The sequence below is a fragment of the Cohnella silvisoli genome, from assembly GCF_021190915.1.
GTDB lineage: Bacteria > Bacillota > Bacilli > Paenibacillales > Paenibacillaceae > Cohnella > Cohnella silvisoli.
This window is the reverse complement of sequence record NZ_JAIOAP010000005.1, coordinates 141,898-163,082: the sequence shown is the minus strand read 5'-3', so window position 1 is coordinate 163,082 and position 21,185 is coordinate 141,898. Positions and strand designations below refer to the sequence as shown.

Sequence of the window (21,185 nt, the reverse complement as noted above, 5' to 3'; positions counted from 1 at the left end):
CCACCTCACCACGCCATTGTTCCGAACAGTCCTTCTATCATCTGCGTTATGCCTGTTGACCAGCGCGTACGAACTTCCTTGGGAACTTCGGTCTTCAGATAATTGTTGTACTTCCGGTTGTCTAGAACAACATTTAAGCCCGGATCGACTGCCGCGTAAACCAAAGGCGTTGAAGAACGGAGCTGCAATTGAACATGGTTTTGCACGCCGTCCCATTTCTTGCGAACCGTCTGGCCGTCTTGGAATTGGAACCAGATCGAGACCGGCTGAGGGCTGCCCCCATAACGTCTTAGAAGCACATTGCTCTCGTATCCTTCGCCTGTCTTGCTCGAGCTAATGGAATCGACCGCAAAATCGGTCATTTGTCCTTCTTGCACATAGGCTTGGAAGAAGTCTGTCCATTTGGTTTTCGTAACGGTTTCCACGACCTTCTGGAAGTCCGAGGAGGAAGGGTGCCTAAATCGGTATTTCTGAAAATAAGCGCGCATGATCTTGCTCATCGTCTTGTCTTCAACTTGGCGTTCCAGGGAAGAAAGCACGAGCTTGCCGCGGATGTAGACATTTTCGGCATATCCGTCCGAAGAACGATACCGCCACGACGACTGTTTCAGAGGCTCGGGATTTGTTATATAGCTGGCTTCGACCGGAAGATTGGGAATGACGCCATAGATGCTGGCCATGAGCTTATCTTCGGTGTAGGAGGTGAATCCTTCATCGAGCCAAGCTTCTTCGAATTCGTTGGAGGCGACCAGGCCGTACCAGTATTGATGGGCGATTTCGTGAACAAGGGTACGCTCCAGCTCATATCCGGGATTATCGTTCTGCGCGGAAGCAGCGGTCACGAGCGTCGGATATTCCATGCCGCCTGCGCCGTTGCCGTCAGCCGGAGGCACGACGACGGACAGCGTGGAGTAAGGGTAATCGCCGTACCATTCCCCGAGCTTAGCGAGCGCGGACTTGGCTGCGTGCATATAACGATCCTTCAAATCCTTGTGGAGCGGGTCGAGGTAAAGCTTAATACGGACGCCGGGAACGCCTACGGAGGAGAAGGAATTCTCCACGTATTCGAACTGAGGAGAAGCGGACCAAGCAAAATCATGGACGTCGTCGGCGTAAAATTGAAAGTTTTTGCGTCCACCGGCTATTGTGGGCGTTCTTGTCTGGAAACCTGTAGCCGCCACCTTGTACGTCTCGGGAACATCGATGCGGACGCTATAAATGCCGAAGTCCGCGTAAAACTCGGAATTGCCGTGATACTGATGCAAATTCCACCCTTCCGTCATTCTGCCGCGCATGCCTGCGGTTTCGTAAACGGCTACCTTCGGGAACCATTGTCCGGCCATTACGAAATCGCCGGCCTTGCCCATGCGGGCGAACACGTCAGGCAGCTTTACCGTGAAATTCATGCGCAGGGTGATGGACATGCCGGGCTTGACCGGTTCTGGAAGACGGAAAGTCACGAGAGTTTTGTCATTCTTGTTGCCGTCGTCCGGTTGAACATAATGGAGGCGGGGCAGAAGAGTTTCCCCTTCCTCCGTCGTCAAGGAAGTCAGCACCATGTTGCCCGTGCCGCCTGCTTTCATTTTGTCTCCGCGCAGTTCGCCTTTAGATTCCTTAATGAACGTGCTGCCGGGAGTGAAAGCGTTCGGATACAGATGGAGATAGAGCTCCGAGACCGTCTTGCGGCCCGGATTTTTCCAGGTGACGGTTTGCTCCCCGATCAGACCCCCGTTAGCTTCATCGAGCGCAACGGAAATATGGTACTCCGTTATGCGATTGCTGAGGACGACGGCTTTGGGCATAATCGGGGCATCCGGCATCGACTCGGCTTGGGGCTTAACCGACGTTGGCGGAGCGACAACCGGCAGCTCGGGCAATGAAGAACCCGGCAACTCCGACAAGGCGGAAGCAGGCAACGAATATTGGTCCACCCAAGCGTCGGCAAACCCGAATCGAACAGACCATACAAGTACAGCAGCGGCAGCGACGAAAAGGAACATTCGCAGCAAACGGCGCTTAGGCATAGGGATAACCCTCCCGTTGACAAGCATCTACGAGATATATATGTGGGTTGTCCGCGGATTATATCTGCCTAATTTCGTTTGAAATGGATCATCTTTTTTTTGTCCTTTTGCCGTTATCCCCTTGCCTCAGAAAATAGGGGAGCATAGGCAAAACCGAGTCGGTTAGTGCTCTAAGCCGGAGCTAGTGGTCTAAACGAGTGAAAAGCAACACAATACCGTGCATTTAACCCGGCCAGACCGGGCTAATTCCTCTAGCGATTTTTCTGTTATAATAGCATGCAAATACGAAGATATGGAGCTCGAACCGATGAAGCTGAAGTTTCTGGCCCAAATCTACATTAAAAACGCGAAATCGTTTCCGGTTCATCTGGAAAGAATCGTCCACACAGCCGAAGACGCCCCTCCAGTTCATTCACATGACTTCAATGAGCTGTTTTTTGTGGTGCATGGACGAGCCGCCCACTATTTTGAAGGTAAAACGTATCCGTTATATACGAACGATGTGGTGATGATCCGGCCAGGTGAGTATCACGCCTTTTATATCGAACCGGGCCAGCAGCTTGAAATTATCAATTGTTTGTTTTTACCGCACATTTTTGAAGAAAGCTGGATACCGTTAATCGATCGGGAAAACAGCATCTCCTCCTTTCTTATTCGTCCGCTGCTTAATAAACATGAGGAATTTCATCCCCGACTATCGCTGGGCAAGCAACAATCGGAGCGTGTAAAGCAAGTACTGGAGCAACTGATGACGGAATATGAAGAGAATCGGGCTTATGCTCTTTCGATCATGCAAATGAAGCTGAGCGAGCTCCTGATGTTGATAATACGGTTTCACGAGGAAGATCAAATCAGGCAGCAGATGCCTGCCCATCGTCCTTCGGAACGAATGGTAATGCTGCGAGGTATTCAGCGCTATATGGAGGAAAATTATGAACAGAAGCTAAACATTGAAATGCTGGCCCGATCCTACGGCTTCAGCGGAAGACATTTAAAGCGGCTGTTCAAACAGGAGACCGGGATGACGATTACCGAAATGAGCCATCATATTCGGGTTGAGAAGGCCAAGCTGCTCCTCGCGCAGACAAAGGAGCCGATCGTTGCCATTGCAGGGCGGGTCGGCTATGAAGATCCTTCCTTTTTTAGCAGACTGTTCGCAAGAAAGGTGAAATGCTCCCCGGGCAAATACCGCGAGCAGGTCAATAAGTCATAATAAGACATAAATAATGGCGATTTCGGACAAGTCTGGCCTTTTTATTCTGGTCGGCCGAAGGCTCACGAGCATTTTTCGTGGGCCTTTTTGTATGCCCTGCAGGAGGATGGAGGCTTTGCAACTGGCATGAAAGTCTATAAATGACTCATTTTGGATGTCACGAATGAACAGAAATCTTGGCTTCACCGGCAATGAAAAAGAATGCGCTTACATATATGATGTTAACAAACAGGAAAGGGGAGCAACACATGCGGAAAATGAAAAACAAAGCGATTATGCTGTTCCTGATCGGGATGCTGCTATCCGGCGCGGCGCTGTCTTCGGTCGGTGCGGCGAATCCGGCCAACGCTGTTACAGCGCTCACCGTGTCTCAGGGCGCCGATGCGGCGAACCTGCAGGACAGAAATATTTATACGTCTTACAACAGCGGAAAGCAGCCGGCAGCCAATGCCGTGCGGGATGAATGGGTTACGGTTGATTTGGGCTACACCCGCTATGATATTAACTCGATCCACTTATATCCGAGCGAGGATGGAGCAGGGTTCCCTGTTCGTTTCAAGCTGCAAGCCAGCTTAAACGGAACGGATTGGTCGGACATTCCCGGAACCGATCATACGGCCGAAGATTATCCGAATCCGGGTTCCCGGCAGGCGATCTTTCAATTTACCGATATCCAAGCCCGCTACATTCGATTGTTGTCGACCAAGCAGTATACGGACAGCGGCGGCGAAAGCTATTTACGGCTTGCCGAGCTTACGGTAACGAACGATTCGGCTGCAACCTCGGAAACCGGTTTACAACCGGTGAACATCAAAGCCTCCTCCGAGATCGCGGGACTGGGCAAAGAGAACGTATCCAACGGCAATCTGCACGATTTCTGGTCATCGGATACGTCGGATGAGCAGCCTTGGCTACAATATAACTTTAACAAAAAATATACGATCAGCTCGGTTACGCTCGTCCCGCGATCGGGGGGGCTGGGCTTTCCGCTTCATTTCAAGCTCGAAGCTTCGCCTGACGGCAATCAGGTCTGGACAACGATTGCCGATTATTCGAACGAGGACTATGCGCTGCCGGACAGCGGCGTCAGTATGATTGAATTTCCGCCGGTTGCGGCAGGCGCTGTCAGACTAACGGTAACGAAAAGAAGCGCGGACGACCATGGCAATCTCTATGCGCAGCTAGCGGAGCTTCAAGTCCATTCGGAAGCCCCGTTTGCTTCCGATTTGCCGGGTTCTTTCCAGAAGCAATGGAACGATTTGTGGCTGACCTTCGGCACGGTAGGTGACGACAGGAACGCTGTTGCCAAATTCGGTAACGAAGCTTCCTATTTCGAGTGGCTGACTCGCAAAATCATCTGGACCGATGACGACGTCTACCGCAATGAGCTGCTGCAAAAGGTGAAAAACTATCCGATCTCCGCAAGCGGGCTTGTGTGGTCGTGGGGGGATAATCCGCGCTGGCCTAGCGGTAAAGGGCTGCATCTGGAGGGGAATCCCAAATATGTGCTGGCTGCCGCAAGAATTGCCCTATGGCAGGGCCTGGATTATTTGAATCAAGTGGACGAAACGTCTGTAAGCTGCAACGGCTGCTCGGCGGCGGACGGCGACATGAATACGGATGTTTCCAAAGGGAAAACGGTCGGCGAAAAAATGGATCTTGCCATGCAGTATGTGCTGGAGGGACTGTCAGGCAAGGACGGACTTGCCGTCATCGATAACGGGGAAAATACGGGACTGACGACAGGCCACCCGAGCAATTACTGGGACAATTACAAGATGGGCTATAAGGATCCCAATTTGAACATCTATTTTTACGCATCGCTGCTGGCCATGAGCGAGGTTAAAGAAGCGGCGGGCGACAGCGCTCAAGCAGCTTATTATCGGGATCTGGCCCAGACGGTCAAATCCAAATTTAATGAAACCTTTTGGGATGCAGACAAGAAAAGATATATTTCAACGGTTGACGTGAATGGCGGAAAAAGAGACTTCGGTCTGGTGTTCGTAAATATCGAAGCGCTCACGTACGGGCTGGGAGACCAGGCGAAAGCGGAGGCGATTTACGATTGGCTGGATGGCAGAAGAACAATAAACGGCGATACGTCCCAAGGAGCCGACATCTACAAATACGGCTTTGCGCCCAGATCCAACACGCTGGCAATCGAAAGCACCGGAACGCCCTACTGGTGGAACGACGTTGGCGGCGGCATCCCGGTTACGACGAGCGGTGGCTGGGATCAGCATCTGGAGAACGGCGGCGCGATTTTTTACACGTCCTACTACGATATTATGGCTCGAGCGGAATACCTGGGTATCGACGATGCGTACCGGCGCATGAAAGCCATTGCCGACGAGTATGCGGTCGACGATTTATGGCGCGATCCGGCAAACAAGTACGGAAGCAAATGGAAGCTCGGCGTGCTCGAGGAATTTCCCGAGTCCGGTCTTGTGCCCGCGGCGTACTTATACGCTGTATTGGGCATTGATGCCAGCGCTCGGGGGCTTGAGATCGTTCCCCGGTTTCCTTTGGGCGTGACATGGAGCGAAGTAAAGGGGCTTGTTTATCAGGGGCGCAATTATCAGATTAAAGTTCGGCAGGACCGCGCAGAGCTGCTGACCCAAGCCGACGCTGACGGCACGTTCAACGGCCGGATCCGAATGCTGCCGGACACGGCTTACACCGTCGTGGTACTGAACGAGCAGACGGGCGCCAGCACAAACCTTCAAGCGGTGTCGGACGGAGCGGGGATGGTCGACATCCAGGGACTGCCGCTGCCTGCAAGCGCCAGTATCGTCGTTCTGCCATCGGAGCAAGTTGTCCTGCAGCCCGCTGCGCCGACAAACCCGGTTGCCGACGATGCGGCCAACACGCTTGCCTTCGACCCGGTGCCCGGTCTGGCAACGCCGTCCCAGTACGAATACAGCTTAAACGGCGGTGTTACGTGGAAGACGGTCGTCTCCAACCCGATTACCGGTATAACGGGGGATGTGCCGAGAAACGCGGTGCAAGTCAGAGCGAAAGCGAATCGAAGCACAGGTACGCCAAGCGGCGGCATTCTTACGGTGGACCGGGCCTATACGTTAAATCCGCCTCCGGCAGAGCGGCTAATCGCTCAATCCCATTATACGGTTGAAGCGTTGAGCCAGATTCTTCCGGCCGGGAACGCGATTGACGGGCGGCCGGATACGTTCTGGTCCGCCGATGCAACGATCGATGACGGGCGGCAGGAATGGATTCAGGTGAAGCTTGACGAGCCGGTCACGATGGATGCCGTTACGCTGTACCCCCGGACCGGAGGCCTCGGCTTTCCCGTACGGTTCCGGATTGACGCCTCTATGGACGGGCAAGCTTGGACGACGGTCGTCGACCGAACCGCGGAGGATTACGACAATCCGGGCAGCGATCAGCGCACCTTCAGCTTTGCGCCGGTCAAGGCAAGCTATATCAAGCTTACGCCGTTGAAGCAGCGGGCTGAATTCTGCGAACCGAGTCATTGCACCTATTTTGTTCAACTGGCGGAAATCGAGCTGTACAAGATGGACAACAACCCGCCGCCTGCACCCTCTAATCCTGTCGTAGACGATTTCTTCAACACCCTATCGTTTACGCTTGTACCCGGATTTCCGGAAATCAGGCAATACGAATACACCAAAGATGGCGGCATGACGTGGCATGAGGCGAACAGCATACCGATCGGCGGCTTAGACGGCGTGATTGCAGCCGGTCAGGTTCAAGTACGCGTCAAAGCGGACGATTCCATCGACAGGCCGGCCGGCGCCGCGTTATCCGCGAACGTACCGTTTACGGAGGACCCTTATTTCTTGGAACCGGCCGATATCCGGGTATCCAGCGAACTGCTGTCCAAAGCCAATGCGGTTAACGGAAACCGCTACGGCGATTTCTTTTCGACCAATTTCCTTGCCAATGCCGGTCAGACCTCCTGGCTGGAACTGGAGTTCGACGAGGTTTATCCGGTAAGCACGGTTGCCCTGTTCCCGCGCGGCGGCGGATACGGGTTCCCGGTTCGCTTCAAGATTGAGACGTCCAAGGGCGGGGCAGGCTGGTCGCTCGCATACGACCATACCGCAGCTGATTTGTTCAGAGCCAACGCCAACGCGCCTGTTGTCATCGAATTTCCGTCCCGGAAGGCGGATAAGGTGCGGATCACCGTAACGAAGCAGGGCCGAGACGATAACGGTAATTTTCTCACGCAGTTGGCCGAGATCGAGGCTTATGCGCCGGCAGCGGAAATAGCTCCTGCGCCGACGGCAGCGGTACAGGACGATGTGAACGATACTTTCGGGTTTACGCTCGTTCCCGGCTATGAACGTTTGGATGCCTATGAGATCAGTCTGGATAACGGACAGACCTGGCAGACCTTGGCCGCGAATCCCGTCACCGGATTGGCAGGCTATCATGCGGCAGGGGCGATTCAAGTCCGATTGAAAGGCAACAAGGACGCGGATATCCCGGCAGGCAGAGTGCTGGCGAACGACCAGCCTTACCGCACGGGCAGCCCCCTTGAGCCGCTTTCGCCGGCTTCGGTGAGCGCATCCGGCGAATTTGCGGGGTTGGTCAAAGAAAACGTGATTAACGGAAAGAAAGATGACTTCTGGTCAACCGAACCGTTTTCCCAAGCGGAAGCCAATTCGTGGATTGCCGTTGAACTGGACGACTGGTATACGGTATCCCGGATTGATTTGACGCCGCGCAGCGGAGGGCTGGGCTTTCCGTCCCGCTTCAGGCTGGAAACCTCGTTGGATGGCGTACTTTGGCATACCGCCGCAGATAATACGGCAGCGGATTATGCCAACCCGGGCAGCGCTAGTATCAGCTTCCCGATCGTGCCAGTGAATGCGAAGTGGGTGAGATTGGCGGCGGTGAAGCAGTCCGCGGACAATTTCGGAAACTTCTATACCCAGCTATCGGAATTTGAAGTATTCAAGGAGGGCGGAACAGCGGCGATCAACCGGAAGGCACCGACCGCGCCCGTGCACGACGACACGCTTAACACGTTCGGATTTACGCCTGTTCCGGGCATTTCGGACATTAGACAATATGAATATAGCAAGAACGGGGGAGCAAGCTGGACCACGGTTTCCAGCAATCCGATCTCCGGCTTCACCGGAAACATCGCGGCCGATCAAATTCAGGTGCGCGTGAAGGCGAAGTCGTCCATCGGCCGTCCTCCCGGCCAAAGCCTGTACGCCACGCAGTCCTACACCGCGAACAGCTTCGGCTGGCAGGCGGAATACACTTCGTCCGCCCCTGATATTGACGGGCAATTGGCCGACCCTGTATGGGAGAAGGCTCTCGTCCATGTTGTCAGTCAAGCCAACGTCGTGCGCGGGGAAGGCACCTGGATTGAAGTCGCGGCGAATCCGAAGTCGCCCAACCAAGGGGAATACAGACTCCTGTGGGATGCGAACCGTCTCTATTTATCGGCAAAAGTCAAGGATGCGGATGCTCATTTCGGGGCAAGTAAGGGCGAGCAATTAAACGCGCTAACGGATGCTTTGCAGGTTGTGCTTGATCCGTTGAATACGAAGCGGGAAAACAGCGTGGACGACGCCTATATCATTGATCTGGTGCCTGCGACGCTGCAGGGTGTCGCTTCGGCCTATGAGCATTGGCAATATAACAGCGCTGTGGATGCCATCGACATTAAAGGCGCAGTTACGGGGGATGGCTACACTATTGAAGCGGCTTTGCCGTGGAGCATGTTCCATAATGGGACGGTAGACATTCGGAAAGACAGCAAAATGGGCTTTGGCATCATTCAGCTGGATGTTTCCGCGCAGGGAGCGACACAGGAGCTGTTGATGGATTTCGGCGCGGGCAACAATGAGATAGGCAATCCAAGCCGCTGGAACAGCCTTGTGCTGCAGCGGCACGAGGACGAGCCGAAGCAGCCCGATCCGAAGCAGCCCGATCCGGGTGAGCATGGTTCAGGATCCGGTACGTCGGTGACCACGGAGCTGAAGCCGTATGACGTAGTGAAAACGACGACGGCCGAGGGCATGCAGGTGCAAACGGCAGACGTTAATAAAGACTATTTCTTGAAACAGCTGAAGGACGAAGCTGCCGAGTCATCGGGGCGGGAAGTCGAAATTGCGGTCAAGGGGGATGAGCCCGTTCAGCAAATGCGTTTTTCCGGCAGTCTGCTGCTTGAAGGGCTGGCGCTGGCGCCGAATGCCGTCCTTACCTTCCGGACGCAAGCGGGAGAATACAAGCTGCCCCTTTCCGGATTGCCGATGGAATCCTTTGCACGCAAATGGGGCGTCAAGCCGGAGAACCTGAATTTCGTTGCCGCGATTACCCGCGTGCAAGGGGAAGGAGCGCGCCGATTTACGGAACAGGCAAAGGCGCAGGGCGCCGAAATATTGGGTTCGGTTTTGGACTTTACCGTTCACGTTTTCGCGGGTGAACAGCGCGAGGAGCTTACGGATCTAGGCGCTGCTTATATCCGGAGAGCCATTATTCCCGGCAGTTCGACTGCACTGGCTTCCACGGACACAGTCGTAACCCTCGACCCGTCAACCGGCAAGCTGAAGTTTGTTCCTTCCGTTGCCAGCGATTCCGGCGGAAGCCGCCGAATGGACTTTGTCAGCCGAAGCAACAGCTTGTATGCCATCGTCCGGTCGTCCATCTCCTTTGCGGATATCCAAGGGCACTGGGCGCAAAAGGAGATCGAGCGGCTTGCGTCCAAGCATCTAATCCAGGGCGTCGATGGCGCGCATTACATGGCGAATCGGACGATTACCCGCGCCGAATTTGTGGCGTTGCTCGTTAAAGGCATTGGGCTGCGGACGACCGCAGCCGCCCAAGCGGGCACAGGCGCAGTTGCCTTTACCGACGTCGGTGCGGATCAATGGTACAGCGGCTTTGTCGCTGCTGCCGTAAGCGCGGGATTGATCAATGGTTACGAGGATGGCACATTCAGGCCTCAAGACCTGATTACTCGAGAGCAGATGGGTGTTATGCTCTCGAAAGCCTACCGATTGGCGGGGGGAACGCCTATCGAAGCGGAGCAATCGACAGCGCTTGCCTCCTTCGCGGATGGAGCGGCCGTAAGCGGATGGGCGCAGACCCGCCTAGCGGAGATGGTTCATCTGGGATTCATCAAAGGAATATCTAATAGTTTGCTGGCTCCCCGGGCAAATGCCAATCGGGCAGAAGCTGTCGTGATTCTAACCAGACTGCTGCAGCACGTAAAGTTTATTAATCCGTAATGGGAATATACAGAGGATGATCCGAATGGGCACACAGACATTAACCGCCGCGTGGATCTGGTATCCGGGCGACTTAGAAATTGGGCTTCATCGGGAGGTCAGCCTGCGCAGGGATGAAAGAGGGACGATTGTCCCTCCTTTCTGGCGGCTGGACACGTTCTATGGCAGCGTGAAATTCCGCAAGTTTTTTGAACTGGAGGCGGAAGAGGAAATAGCGTTGGCGGTAGAGGGGCAATACAATATTACGTTGGACGGTCAACTGCTGTACGGCAATCCAACTTCCTTCAAGGCAGCGGCGGGCAAGCATGAAATCATCATTTCGGTTGTCAATGACCGCTGCATGCCCGCGATTTTCGTGCAGGGAGCCACGCTCGTCTCCGATCGTTCCTGGCTGGTCTGCTGCAACAACCAGATTTGGCTCGAAGCCGATTGCGGCGATTTTCACCTGCAGCAGCAGAGTCCGTCCTCTTTCAGGCTGCCTGTGGAAGAGATTGTCCCAGTGGAGGAAGTCGCGGGGCAACAGGCGCTGCTTGTTGATTTCGGGAAGGAAATTTTCGGCTTTCTCCGGATCAGTCCGTTAAGCGGCAACGGGACGATTAGCTTTTACTATGGGGAATCGCAGGAAGAAGCCCTATCGGTAGAAGACTGTGAAACCTTCGATCATGATCATGTGGATTTCGGCCAAAACGCTGCGGTTTATGTGACGAAGAAAGCCCGTGCATTTCGATATGTGAACGTGATCTGCGACGAAGCGGTCCATACCGGCCCCATTACTGCGCTGCATGAATATTTGCCTGTCTCGCGCCGCGGGCAATTCAACTGTTCCAGTGAGCGTTTAAATCAAATTTGGGAAGTGTCCGCCTATACGCTGCACCTTACAACAAGGGAATTTTTTATCGATGGCATCAAGCGGGATCGGTGGGTCTGGTCCGGCGACGCCTATCAAAGTTTGCTGATGAATTTTTATCTGTTTTTTGATCAGGCTGTAAATCGGCGCACTTGGATAGCATTACGGGGCAAGGAGCCGGTGGAAACGCATATCAACCATATTGTGGACTACTCCTTCTATTGGTTTATGGGCGTATACGACCATTATTTATATACGGGCGATCAGGTCTTTGTTCGGCAGCAATATCCGAAAATGGCAAGCCTAATGCAGTTTTGCCTTAACCGGCGCAATGATAACGGCATGATTGAAGGCTATGGGGATGACTGGGTGTTCATCGACTGGGCTGACATGGACAAGAAAGGGGAGGTGAGCTTCGAGCAGATTCTGTTCTGCAGAAGCTTGGAAATTATGGCGGAATTAGCCGAGTTGCTTCAGGATCCAAGCCAGGCCAATTACTACGGTGAAATAGGGGCGGCGTTGAAGCGGCAAATATTCGATGTATTCTGGGACGAAACGCAGGGCGGATTGGTTCATAACCGGGTGAACGGCCAATTGAACGGACAGGTCACCAGGTATGCCAGCATGTTTGCCATGATGCTCGGTTATTTGAATGAGGAGCAGATCGGCACGGTTAAAGCAGACGTACTGTTAAATGATTGCATTCAGAAGATCAAGACGCCCTATATGCGGTTTTACGAACTGGCCGCCCTGTGCGAAGTGGGGGAGCATGCCAATGTGCTGAAAGAGATCGAAAAATATTGGGGTGGCATGCTAGATCTTGGAGCCACTACGTTCTGGGAAGAGTACGATCCGCTTCTGCGCCCGAACGAGCAATACGCCATGTATGGTCGGCCCTATGGCAAAAGCCTGTGCCACGCATGGGGAGCAAGTCCCCTTTACTTGTTGGGCAAATATTTTCTTGGGGTTCAGCCCACCTCTCCCGGTTACGCCACATATCGCGTTGAGCCTGTGCTGGCAGGATTGGAGTGGATCCGAGGCGTTGTCCCTATGCCGGAAGGACAAATCGAAATCTATATGGATCGCACCCAGGTTATCGTCAGCAGCGATGCGGGCGAGGGCGTTCTCCGAATCCGCAGCGCAGTGCCGCCAACATGCGAGCTGGGACCGCTGATTGACAAGGGTGACGGCTATTACGAGCTGCAGCTCAACCAACAAGGTATTATATACCCTATTTACTATACTGCCCTCTAACCTCACCTTGTTTCTACTGCTGAACTCAGTTCTAGAGCCTTCGATCCTTAAATGACAAAAATTCTTCCAAGCGGACTGCCCTTGGAAGAATTTTTGTTGTTCACTGCGGAAAACATTCTTGTCAAACTCAATTATTCGTATGCGACCGTCGGGTTCCAGTAGGTTTTGTCGTAGGAAGAGTCCCCGTTGGCATCAATTGCAAAATAGAGCACGTCGCCCGCGCTGACGGTCGTCGTGAAGTTATGCGATGTGCCGGTTAACGTCGTAACGGTCGTGTCGCCCCAGATCTTCGTTCCGTTCTTCCAGATGCTCGCAATTACTCCGTTGCCGGATGCGGAATCGTATTTGCGGACGGTTCCGCTAAGCCGCACGGTGCCTGCGGATGGAGCTGTCCATTTGCGCTGCGGTTGGATTCCGATGGCGGGATGCACCCAGTCATTGCCAATATACAGGTTCACGGCGCTTCCCGACCAAACTTGGTTGGCGGCGTTCCAGGTCATATTCGTGCGAGTCGTGCCGTTGTACTCGACGTAATTCCAGTTGTACATGCCTTGTTGCCCCATGAAATCCGTACTGGCCGTATATGCGGTCTGTTTAACTTCTTCAATGACCGGATTCCAATAGGTTTTGTCGTAGGAAGAATCCCCGTTGGCGTTGATCACGAAAGCGATTTTGTCGCCCACGCTGACGCTGACACCGAAATCGTGCGAGGAGCCGGTCATATCGGTAATGGTGTACGGTCCCCAGATCTGTGTGCCGTTCTTCCACATGGAAGCGACGACGCCGTTGCCGAGCGTGGAGTCGAATTTGCGCGCGGTTCCAGTGATCCGGATCGTGCCCGCCGCTGCAGCCGTCCAGGTACGTTCAGTGAAATATCCGACCGCCGGGTGCATCCAGTCGTTGCCGACGTACAGGTTGCCGACTGTTCCCTCCCATAAACCGGAAGCCGAATTCCAGGAAAGATTGCTTAGGGTGGTTCCGTCGTATTGCTGATAGCTCCAACCGTTCGCGCCCTGCGTGGAGGCGAATCCCGTGGAGGCATAATTCAACGGATTGCCGTTCGGCAGCAGAACTTTGTTTCCCGAAATGGTATAGTTGCCGTTGGGCCACGACTCCGTCGTCACCGGCGAGAATTCTTGCACGAAATTCAGCGCTTGACTCCGGCTTGTTTTGTAAATCGTGTTGCCGGAAATCGTCCCGCCATTCGTCGCGTTGTATTGATGCGTCAGGAATGCGGCGTGCGGGTTCGAGTCGCCGAGGATTCCGTTGTTCTTGAATACGTTGTCGATCAGGCTCGTGTTGACGTTCTCCACACCGCCGCTCCATTGCGGATTACGATACACCATCACGGCTTCGTCAGCGTTGTCGTGGACGTAGCTGTTCTTGACGGTTACGTTCTTGTTTAACCCTTCGTAATCGATGCCGACTCCGTCAACGCCGTTCGGCGCCACCGTGTAAGCGATTTCCACATTGTCGGCAACGAAGCTGTGCACGGCGTTGAATGCAAGACCGGCTGTGCCCCAGACCATACCGTTCAGACCCGAGTTGGTGATGACGCTATTCTTCAGGATGCCGATCGGCGTGCCAGGGTAATCATAGTTAATACCGGTCAATATTACCCCTTCCCTATAGGAGTCGGTCGCTGTTAGGTTTTCAATCGTAACGTTATCGCTTTTGCGAATTTCCAGAGGCCCGTCGGTTCGTTCGATCGTGACGTTCTTGACGGTTACGTTCTGAAGCCTCTCGTTTAAACTGGAGGATTCGTCGAGGTGGGTGTAAATGCCAACGGAATAAGGCATGATTTGCAAGGGGGCCACCCGGTTATCTTCACTCGGGTACGGATGCAATGGCCATTTAACGATATCGTGGATGTAGCAGTCTTCGATCCAAAGGCCATTACGTGTGCCGCTCGTGTCATTGACGTTCACGATGCCGCTCTTGGAAAATCCGATTTCAAGACCGGTGATTTTCCAGCCGGCGGAATTATGAAGATAGATGGCGTACAACAGCCCGTTCGCGGCCAAATTAGTGGGGTTGGCTGCGGGAATGTTGGCTACGGACGTATACGGAGTGATTTTTGGCTTGTTTCCGGTTCCGTAAGAGGACAAGGTGATCCAATTGGTGTTGGTGCCGTTTCCGTTCAAATAGAGGGTTTCACCCGTCCAGGTATCTCCCTTTTTCAGCAGGATCGTATCTCCCGCGTTGAACGTTTGGGTGGACACCTTGCCTAACGTCTTCCAAGGGGTGTTTGCAGAGGTTCCATTGTTGGAATCGCTCCCGGCGGAAAAGCTTACGTAATAGGTGGTCGGCGTGGCGTAAACGGGGGAAAGAGGAACCAAAGCGAACAGCAGTGTCAGAATCAGACCGAATGCTGTTCCTAAACCCAATCTCTTCATCAATCGTCAACTCCCTTAACCTGTTTGGCGGCCAGAGAACCGAAAGACAGAGAAAGCCGCTCTTGATGCGAATTATAGGGCATGGCGCCAGCCGCGGATATGGAAGATCGTGCGGAGAGCATGGATTTTTGGACATTGATTCCGTCAAAGGGTTTCGGAACCGCTGCGAGCGCGGAATTCGCTCGGACTCATGCCGATGACCGAAGTAAATACGCGGCTGAAATAGTTCTGATCAAAGTAGCCGATCATTTCCGCTATTTCTTTGTTGCGCATTCGAGGATAATGGATCATCAGCTCCTGCGCCTTGTGCATGCGGAGCGCCGTGACGTATTCAACGAAGGATTTACCGCTATAGTCGCGGAACAGGTTGCAAAGAAGCGTCTTTGAGATATGAAATTGTTCGGTCAGCAGGGGGAGCGACAAAGGTTGGCCGATATGGGATGCAATATACGCTTCGATTCGGGCAAACAGTTGGCTCAAGTCTTGGGACCAGTTTCCGGTCGTCTCCTGTTCAAACATTTGCGAAAGCATGGCGATGAAGCCTTCAGCCAGCTCCGGAAACGATCGGGCGGTCTGCAGCTGCTCCTCGATTCTGGCTTCCCAATTACGAAAACCCAACTTTGTCGGTTTTTTCTCTTGGTTCTCGATGCGATGCACAATATCTCTCAGTTGCATCCCTAGGACAGCCGTTGGGCAATCGTATTTCTCCCAGATACGGAACAAGCTGCGGATCAGTTCGATCGCACCTCCGTAATCCCGAGCGGTAAGCAGCCGGTCCAGCTTGGATTTCTCGATATCCGTGTCCGGAACCGAGGCATGGCGATCCGGTTCGGTATCCGAGGCGGTTAAATAAAGCGCCTTTCCAATGACAAGCCGTTCCGATAAGCAAGTCCGAAGGGCGGTTACAAGCTTGTTCAAACGGAGAATATCCGGGAAAGCGGCGCTATAGACGACCGAAGGACCGGCGCCGCCTCGTGAATAATGCTTGGATAAGGCATCAAATAGGGCAGGCAGCTTGTTCTCGCCGTTATCGTTCAGACCTAGAACGAGAAGTCGCGATCTTCCGTCATCAAGCGGGAATATCCAGGACAACTCGCCGCCCGACAAAATCTGGCCGAGTTCGTAGATGAGCCTCTTGTCATCTTCATCGCTGCTTGGGGCAAGAACGGGATACTCGTGCACGGATTCGATATTATTGATAAAAAAGGCGCGATAGAACGGATAAGGCAGCCGAACGCGGGCCGTTTGCTCCGCCTCCGACGGCAGCGTCGGCGAGACGAGAATAGTGAGCAGCGTCTTTTGCGCTTTGAGATAGCTCCTGTTCTCTGCATTCGCGACGAGCTTCTCCACAATCTCTTGTAATGCTGGGGCGTCAATCGGTTTGACCAGGTAATCGGTAACGTTGAAACGCATAGCCTCTCGTAAATATTCAAACGAGGGATAGGCGCTCAAGATCACGATGGGCAAATCGGGATGACGTTCTCGTATTGCCTTCGCCAACTCGATACCGTTCATCGCGGTCATGCGGATATCGGTAAACACGGCGTCGGGTGTTTCCCTGGCGATTGCTTCCAGCGCCTCCTTCCCGTTGTAGCATTCTGAAGTAACTATTAACTCTGTTTGCAGCTCTTCGCTTAGCATCGCAAGTTTCTTTTTCAACTGTTCGATAAAAAAAGGCTCATCGTCGACCACTATGATGTTCATATTTGCTCTCCTTGTCCGCTGATGGATGCCTTCCATACGACTTCCGCACCGCCGTCCCGATGGTTGCCGATCTCGAACTGCAGTTGGTGGCGGAACATCAACTGCAGACGTACGATGGTGCCGGTCAGTCCCATTCCGCCAAGTCCCAGCCCGATCTGCTCGAAATCGGTATCCAGCCGCTCGAGCGCCAAGCGCACGCTTTCTTTGACTTCAGCCAACCGCTCTTCAGTGAAGCCAGCCCCATTGTCCCTGAACCTAAGCTCCCATCTATTACCTTCAAGACGCCCAGTCACCTCGATATGGAGGGGATGTTGGATGTCTCCGAATCCGTGCTGGATAGCATTCTCCGCAAGCGGCTGCAAAATCAGCTTGGGCACCATCATATGCAGCATGCCGGGGTCGAGGTCGATATGGTAGGTCAGTCTGTGCATGTACCGCGTCTTCATCAACTCCAAGTAACGGAACGTGAAAGCCGCTTCCTTCTCCAAAATAGTCACGGGGGACTCGATAGAGGTGGAATAGCGCATGAACTCCGATAAATTGCGCGAAATGGTCTGCACCTGCGACAGTTCTCCATTTTCCGCGGATACTTGAATGATTCCCAGCATGTTAAATAGAAAATGAGGATTGATTTGCGCCTGAAGCGTGTCGAATTGGGATTGCAGCTGTCTCGTCCGGAACTGCACGATTTGTTCGAGCGAATGCTGCAGTCGGTTGTTCATGTTGCGGAAGGAACGATTGATCCGCTCGATTTCGTTGACCTTATATTTGTTGTCGATATTAAGCCTCTTGTCTTCCAAATCGATGGAGTCGATGGCTCCCCTTAATTTAACCAGCGGCTGCGTCAGCAGGCGGGATAAATAATAGTAGACGAATAAGGAAAATGTGATGAGCAAGAAAAGGGTAGCGAGCGCGAAATTACGGACCAGGGTGAGCTCGGACAAGACGACACTCCGAGGAACCGTTAGAGCAATCGTTAGATTCGAAGATTCGATTTGCTTTCGGAACACGTAGGTATCCTTGCGAACGGTATTTAAGTTGTCGGAATTGCTGGAGAACAGAAGCCGGTCGCCTTCAGATAACGTCAGCATAGCACCCTGTATGGATCGGATCTGGTCGAGGGGCAGCAGATCGTCCGAGCGGATCTGCATCTCGATGACGGCGATCTTGTTCTGGCGCGGGTTCAGCAAGCGGCTGAAACTGAAGACGGTCGTGTCGTTCGGACCGGCCCAACGATCCTTCTGGGCGTATCGGAACAGCGTCTCGCCTGCCGATTCGCGGATCTCTGCCAAATCGCGGTTGTCCGCATAAGCCTGGTCGACGGTCATTCGGGCTTTAGGATTGGAGAACACTTGGTTCTTGAAGGTAAAGATCGTAAGTCGGTATATGTCGTTGTAAATAGACCTAACGAGACCCAGCATATTGTTTACCGCCTGGTTCGATTCATATGCATCGAAGGTGCCATTGCCGCCGTCGAGAATCTGCAGGTGCTGGATCACCGTTCGTCCGTTCGAATCCGTGCTTAGATAGAGCTGCTTGCTGATGTTGTCGAACTCTTTCAGGCTCGCATCCAGCTTGTCGGTCACGTTGCCGACGGTTTCGTTCATGCTGTTCAAGGCATTCTTCTCGATCCCTCTCTTGAGATACAGATAAGTGGGAACGCTTGCAAGAATTGTAATCAGAACAAATACGAGGGAATAAACGAAGAAAAGCTTGATCTGCAGGGGGTTGCGTATTTTCAGTCTGATCACCGCCTTGCGTATATAATAGCACAGGCATGCGCGGAGTTAGCCTGCTGGAATCAATTGTGTTCAAAAATCCAGACTGCGGATACAATCTTCCATATTGTTCAGTAGAACGGTTCTATATAGTAAGGGTCAACGCTTCATTTTTAAGGGAGGTTATTCGATATGGGCACAACGGTTCAAGCTCCTCGCTTAGACTTGTATTTTAAAAAACTGTTGGATAAGGAACTAAGCCCGTGTTTTTCTATCGGCTTTAGGGATGTTAAAGAAGATTGTCTGTATGAATTTAATGAGGGCTTCTCAGCGCCCGCTGGGTATGAGAGGACACCTATTGATCGCCATACGCGTTTTAACATCGGCTCGGTCACCAAAATCATTACCGGCACCTTAATTGTTAAACTGATCGAGGAAGGATTGCTGACCCTTACTACACCCGTACAAACGATCATTCCTTCCTATCCGTTCTCTGACGTTACGGTATTGCATTTGCTTACGCACACGGCTGGTTATGAAGGGTTTGAAGAGCCATGGCCGAGCAAGGAAGATGCTGAAGCCTATTTAAACAAAATCTACCGAATCAACGACAGATCCTATATGCCAGGTGAGCGCCAAGTCTATTTTACGCAAGGCTACACGATTCTGATGGATATCATCGAGAAGGTGACCGGTACGAGTCTCGAACAATTTGCGCGCGAGATTCTGTTTATTCCATTGGAAATGGAAAATACGACTTTTGAGACGGAACGGTTGCAGGATCATTCGTTCGTACTGCCTTGGAACTACGAAACAGGCAGCTACATGAGCCATTTACGGCATGCCGCCGTAACCGGGGACAGCGGTCTATATTCGACTGTGGATGATTTGATGCGATTCGCGGAATTGTTCTTGCGCGCAGGGAAATTTAGAGACCAAACAATATTTTCGCCAGCCGGTATCGATTTCATGCAGCGCGAGGTTACGAATGGAAAATTCGCTAAAACCCCTGTTTTCTGGCAGCGAACGGATACCGACCCGTACGGATGTTTTGGCGAATTGCATTCGCCTTCCTGTATCGGGCACCCTGGTTTTAGCGGATGCATGCTTTCCATCGACCCCCAATATCAACGAATCGGAGTTATTTTAACGAATAGCCCAAGACTCCATAGCGATTGGAAAAATTACAAACTCATTTGGAACAAACTAATGAGCCTCTAGAAAAGAAAAAGTCGAACGAAGTTTGTCCAAAAATCCAGATTGGCCGTCTGATCTTCTATATCGGGTTATGAAAGCGATCTGCCATAATGGGTCTTGTTAGCCCAGCGTTAAAACATTTCAAAAAATTGAATGGGGAGGTTATTTGATTGAAGAACAAAAGAGTTCAACGGGGAGCAGCACTGCTTGCAATCGTCTTAATCTTGTCGATTTTGGCGGCTTGCGGAGGAAAAACAAACAATGGGTCAGGGGAAACGTCCCCGGCAGCAAGCAGCCCTGCTTCATCGGCGTCGAACACGGAGAGTTCGGCGGCGCCGTCCAAAGAACCGGTCGAAATGGTATTGGCCACCTTCAATGCTTGGGGTGAAACTGAAGGACTGAAGAGTGCAATTGCTGCCTACGAGAAGTCAACCGGCAATAAGGTTAGGGTGGATGTGTATCCGGACGATCAGTTCATCAATATTCTGAAAACTAAATTGTCGACGAATGACGCACCCGATTTGTTCATGGCCACAGCTGGCGACGGAACAATTCCATTCTCCTTCCTAGAGCCTCTTCAAGGTCCGTGGGTGGATAAAACCTTGGATAGCGTTAAGCTCTTCACGACCAAGGAAGGCGTTGCTTATGAAGCTTACGCATTCCCGCTCGGGTATTTCGGAGCCATCTACAACAAGAAAGTGTTCGAAGCGGCCGGCGTCAAAGTGCCGATGATGAACTACCAAGAATTGATGGATGGAATGAAGAAGATTCAAGCGACAGGCGTTACGCCGCTGTTCATTCCGGGCAAGGACGGCTGGACGTACCAAATGCTGCAAGCTGTCGGCGGCGTCTACTCGGTAACGGACGAGGAAGCGAACCGCATGGCCAAGAACGAAACCAAACCTTCCCAGATGGACGGTTTCCTGAAATTCGCGGAGCACATGGTTACCTTGCAGCCATACACAAACAAGGATCATATGTCCGTGATCATCGCGGACGGATATCAAGGTTTACTGGACGGCAAATACGGGATGACCGTTCTGGGCGACTGGCTGTACGACGATTTCGCTAAGCTTGACCCAGAGAAAGTCAAAGATCTGGGCTTCATGCCGTTCACGCTGGACGATTCGAAGATTAGCGCTGTCGTCAATTTGTCCGGCCGAGTATTAGGCGTTCCTTTCAACAGCAAGCACAAGCAGGAAGCGAAGGACATGGTCAACTTCCTCATGGAGCCGGACAATTTCAACATCTTGGTCAAACCCGTTCAGGGAGCTTCTCCATATAAAGGATACGATACGGAAAAGAGCGTATGGCAGGAAGAAGTCGACGGTTATGTTTCTCAACTCAATATTCCTGTTACCCTCGATGTGATCAGACAACGCTTTCCGACGTTCCCGCTCGGTACCGACGCAGGAAAGCCGATTCAGGATATTTTCAACGGAAAAGACGTCAAGAAAGCGTTTGACGACTGGTACACGGACTACGCGCAATACAACCGTACGGTGAAAACCCCAGGCTGGTAATCCTTAGTCAGTCATAGGAAAAATGGACGCCGCCGCAGCCCGGTTTAGGCCGGGGGCGACGGCGTTAACGGAAAGGC

General features: G+C 52.7%; 9 protein-coding genes. 5 read left to right on the top strand and 4 right to left on the bottom strand.

Going from position 1 to position 21,185, the window contains the following annotated elements; translation table 11 throughout:
• Nucleotides 1–5: 5 nt before the first annotated feature.
• Nucleotides 6–2,024: a M1 family metallopeptidase gene (locus K7P76_RS11750; protein WP_232185492.1), complete on the bottom strand. Its 2,019-nt coding sequence runs from the start codon at nucleotides 2,022–2,024 to the stop codon at nucleotides 6–8.
• A gap of 307 nt (nucleotides 2,025–2,331) precedes the next feature.
• On the opposite strand from K7P76_RS11750, the gene K7P76_RS11745 reads away from it, so the two are divergent.
• From K7P76_RS11745 to K7P76_RS11735, 3 genes are all read left to right on the top strand, one after another.
• Nucleotides 2,332–3,237 carry an AraC family transcriptional regulator gene (locus K7P76_RS11745; protein WP_232185491.1) on the top strand — a complete coding sequence of 302 codons (906 nt, stop codon included), beginning with the start codon at nucleotides 2,332–2,334 and terminating at the stop codon, nucleotides 3,235–3,237.
• A 248-nt stretch (nucleotides 3,238–3,485) separates the two neighbouring features.
• The gene (locus K7P76_RS11740; protein WP_232185490.1) at nucleotides 3,486–10,469 is read left to right on the top strand and encodes a discoidin domain-containing protein; all 6,984 of its coding nucleotides are present in this window, start codon (nucleotides 3,486–3,488) and stop codon (nucleotides 10,467–10,469) included.
• Between the two features lie 25 nt (nucleotides 10,470–10,494).
• On the top strand, nucleotides 10,495–12,570 hold the full coding sequence (locus K7P76_RS11735) for an alpha-L-rhamnosidase-related protein (protein WP_232185489.1): 2,076 nt from the start codon (nucleotides 10,495–10,497) through the stop codon (nucleotides 12,568–12,570).
• A gap of 131 nt (nucleotides 12,571–12,701) precedes the next feature.
• Here the strand turns inward: K7P76_RS11735 and K7P76_RS11730 are convergent, their stop codons facing one another.
• The 3 genes from K7P76_RS11730 to K7P76_RS11720 all read right to left on the bottom strand — a co-directional run bounded on the left by K7P76_RS11730 (nucleotide 12,702) and on the right by K7P76_RS11720 (nucleotide 18,421).
• The gene (locus K7P76_RS11730) at nucleotides 12,702–14,966 is read right to left on the bottom strand and encodes a right-handed parallel beta-helix repeat-containing protein (protein WP_232185488.1); all 2,265 of its coding nucleotides are present in this window, start codon (nucleotides 14,964–14,966) and stop codon (nucleotides 12,702–12,704) included.
• 144 nt (nucleotides 14,967–15,110) lie between these two features.
• Entirely contained in the window at nucleotides 15,111–16,670 is a 1,560-nt protein-coding gene (locus tag K7P76_RS11725) for a response regulator transcription factor (protein ID WP_232185487.1), read from the bottom strand.
• Nucleotides 16,667–18,421, bottom strand: coding sequence for a sensor histidine kinase (locus K7P76_RS11720; RefSeq protein WP_232185486.1), 1,755 nt, complete (start codon nucleotides 18,419–18,421; stop codon nucleotides 16,667–16,669). The genes K7P76_RS11725 and K7P76_RS11720 overlap by 4 nt, the downstream gene beginning before the upstream one ends.
• A gap of 159 nt (nucleotides 18,422–18,580) precedes the next feature.
• Here K7P76_RS11720 and K7P76_RS11715 point away from each other — a divergent pair, with 159 nt between their 5' ends.
• Both K7P76_RS11715 and K7P76_RS11710 read left to right on the top strand, forming a co-directional pair.
• Nucleotides 18,581–19,609: a serine hydrolase domain-containing protein gene (locus K7P76_RS11715; protein WP_232185485.1), complete on the top strand. Its 1,029-nt coding sequence runs from the start codon at nucleotides 18,581–18,583 to the stop codon at nucleotides 19,607–19,609.
• A 146-nt stretch (nucleotides 19,610–19,755) separates the two neighbouring features.
• Nucleotides 19,756–21,108: an ABC transporter substrate-binding protein gene (locus K7P76_RS11710; protein ID WP_232185484.1), complete on the top strand. Its 1,353-nt coding sequence runs from the start codon at nucleotides 19,756–19,758 to the stop codon at nucleotides 21,106–21,108.
• Nucleotides 21,109–21,185 lie beyond the last annotated feature (77 nt).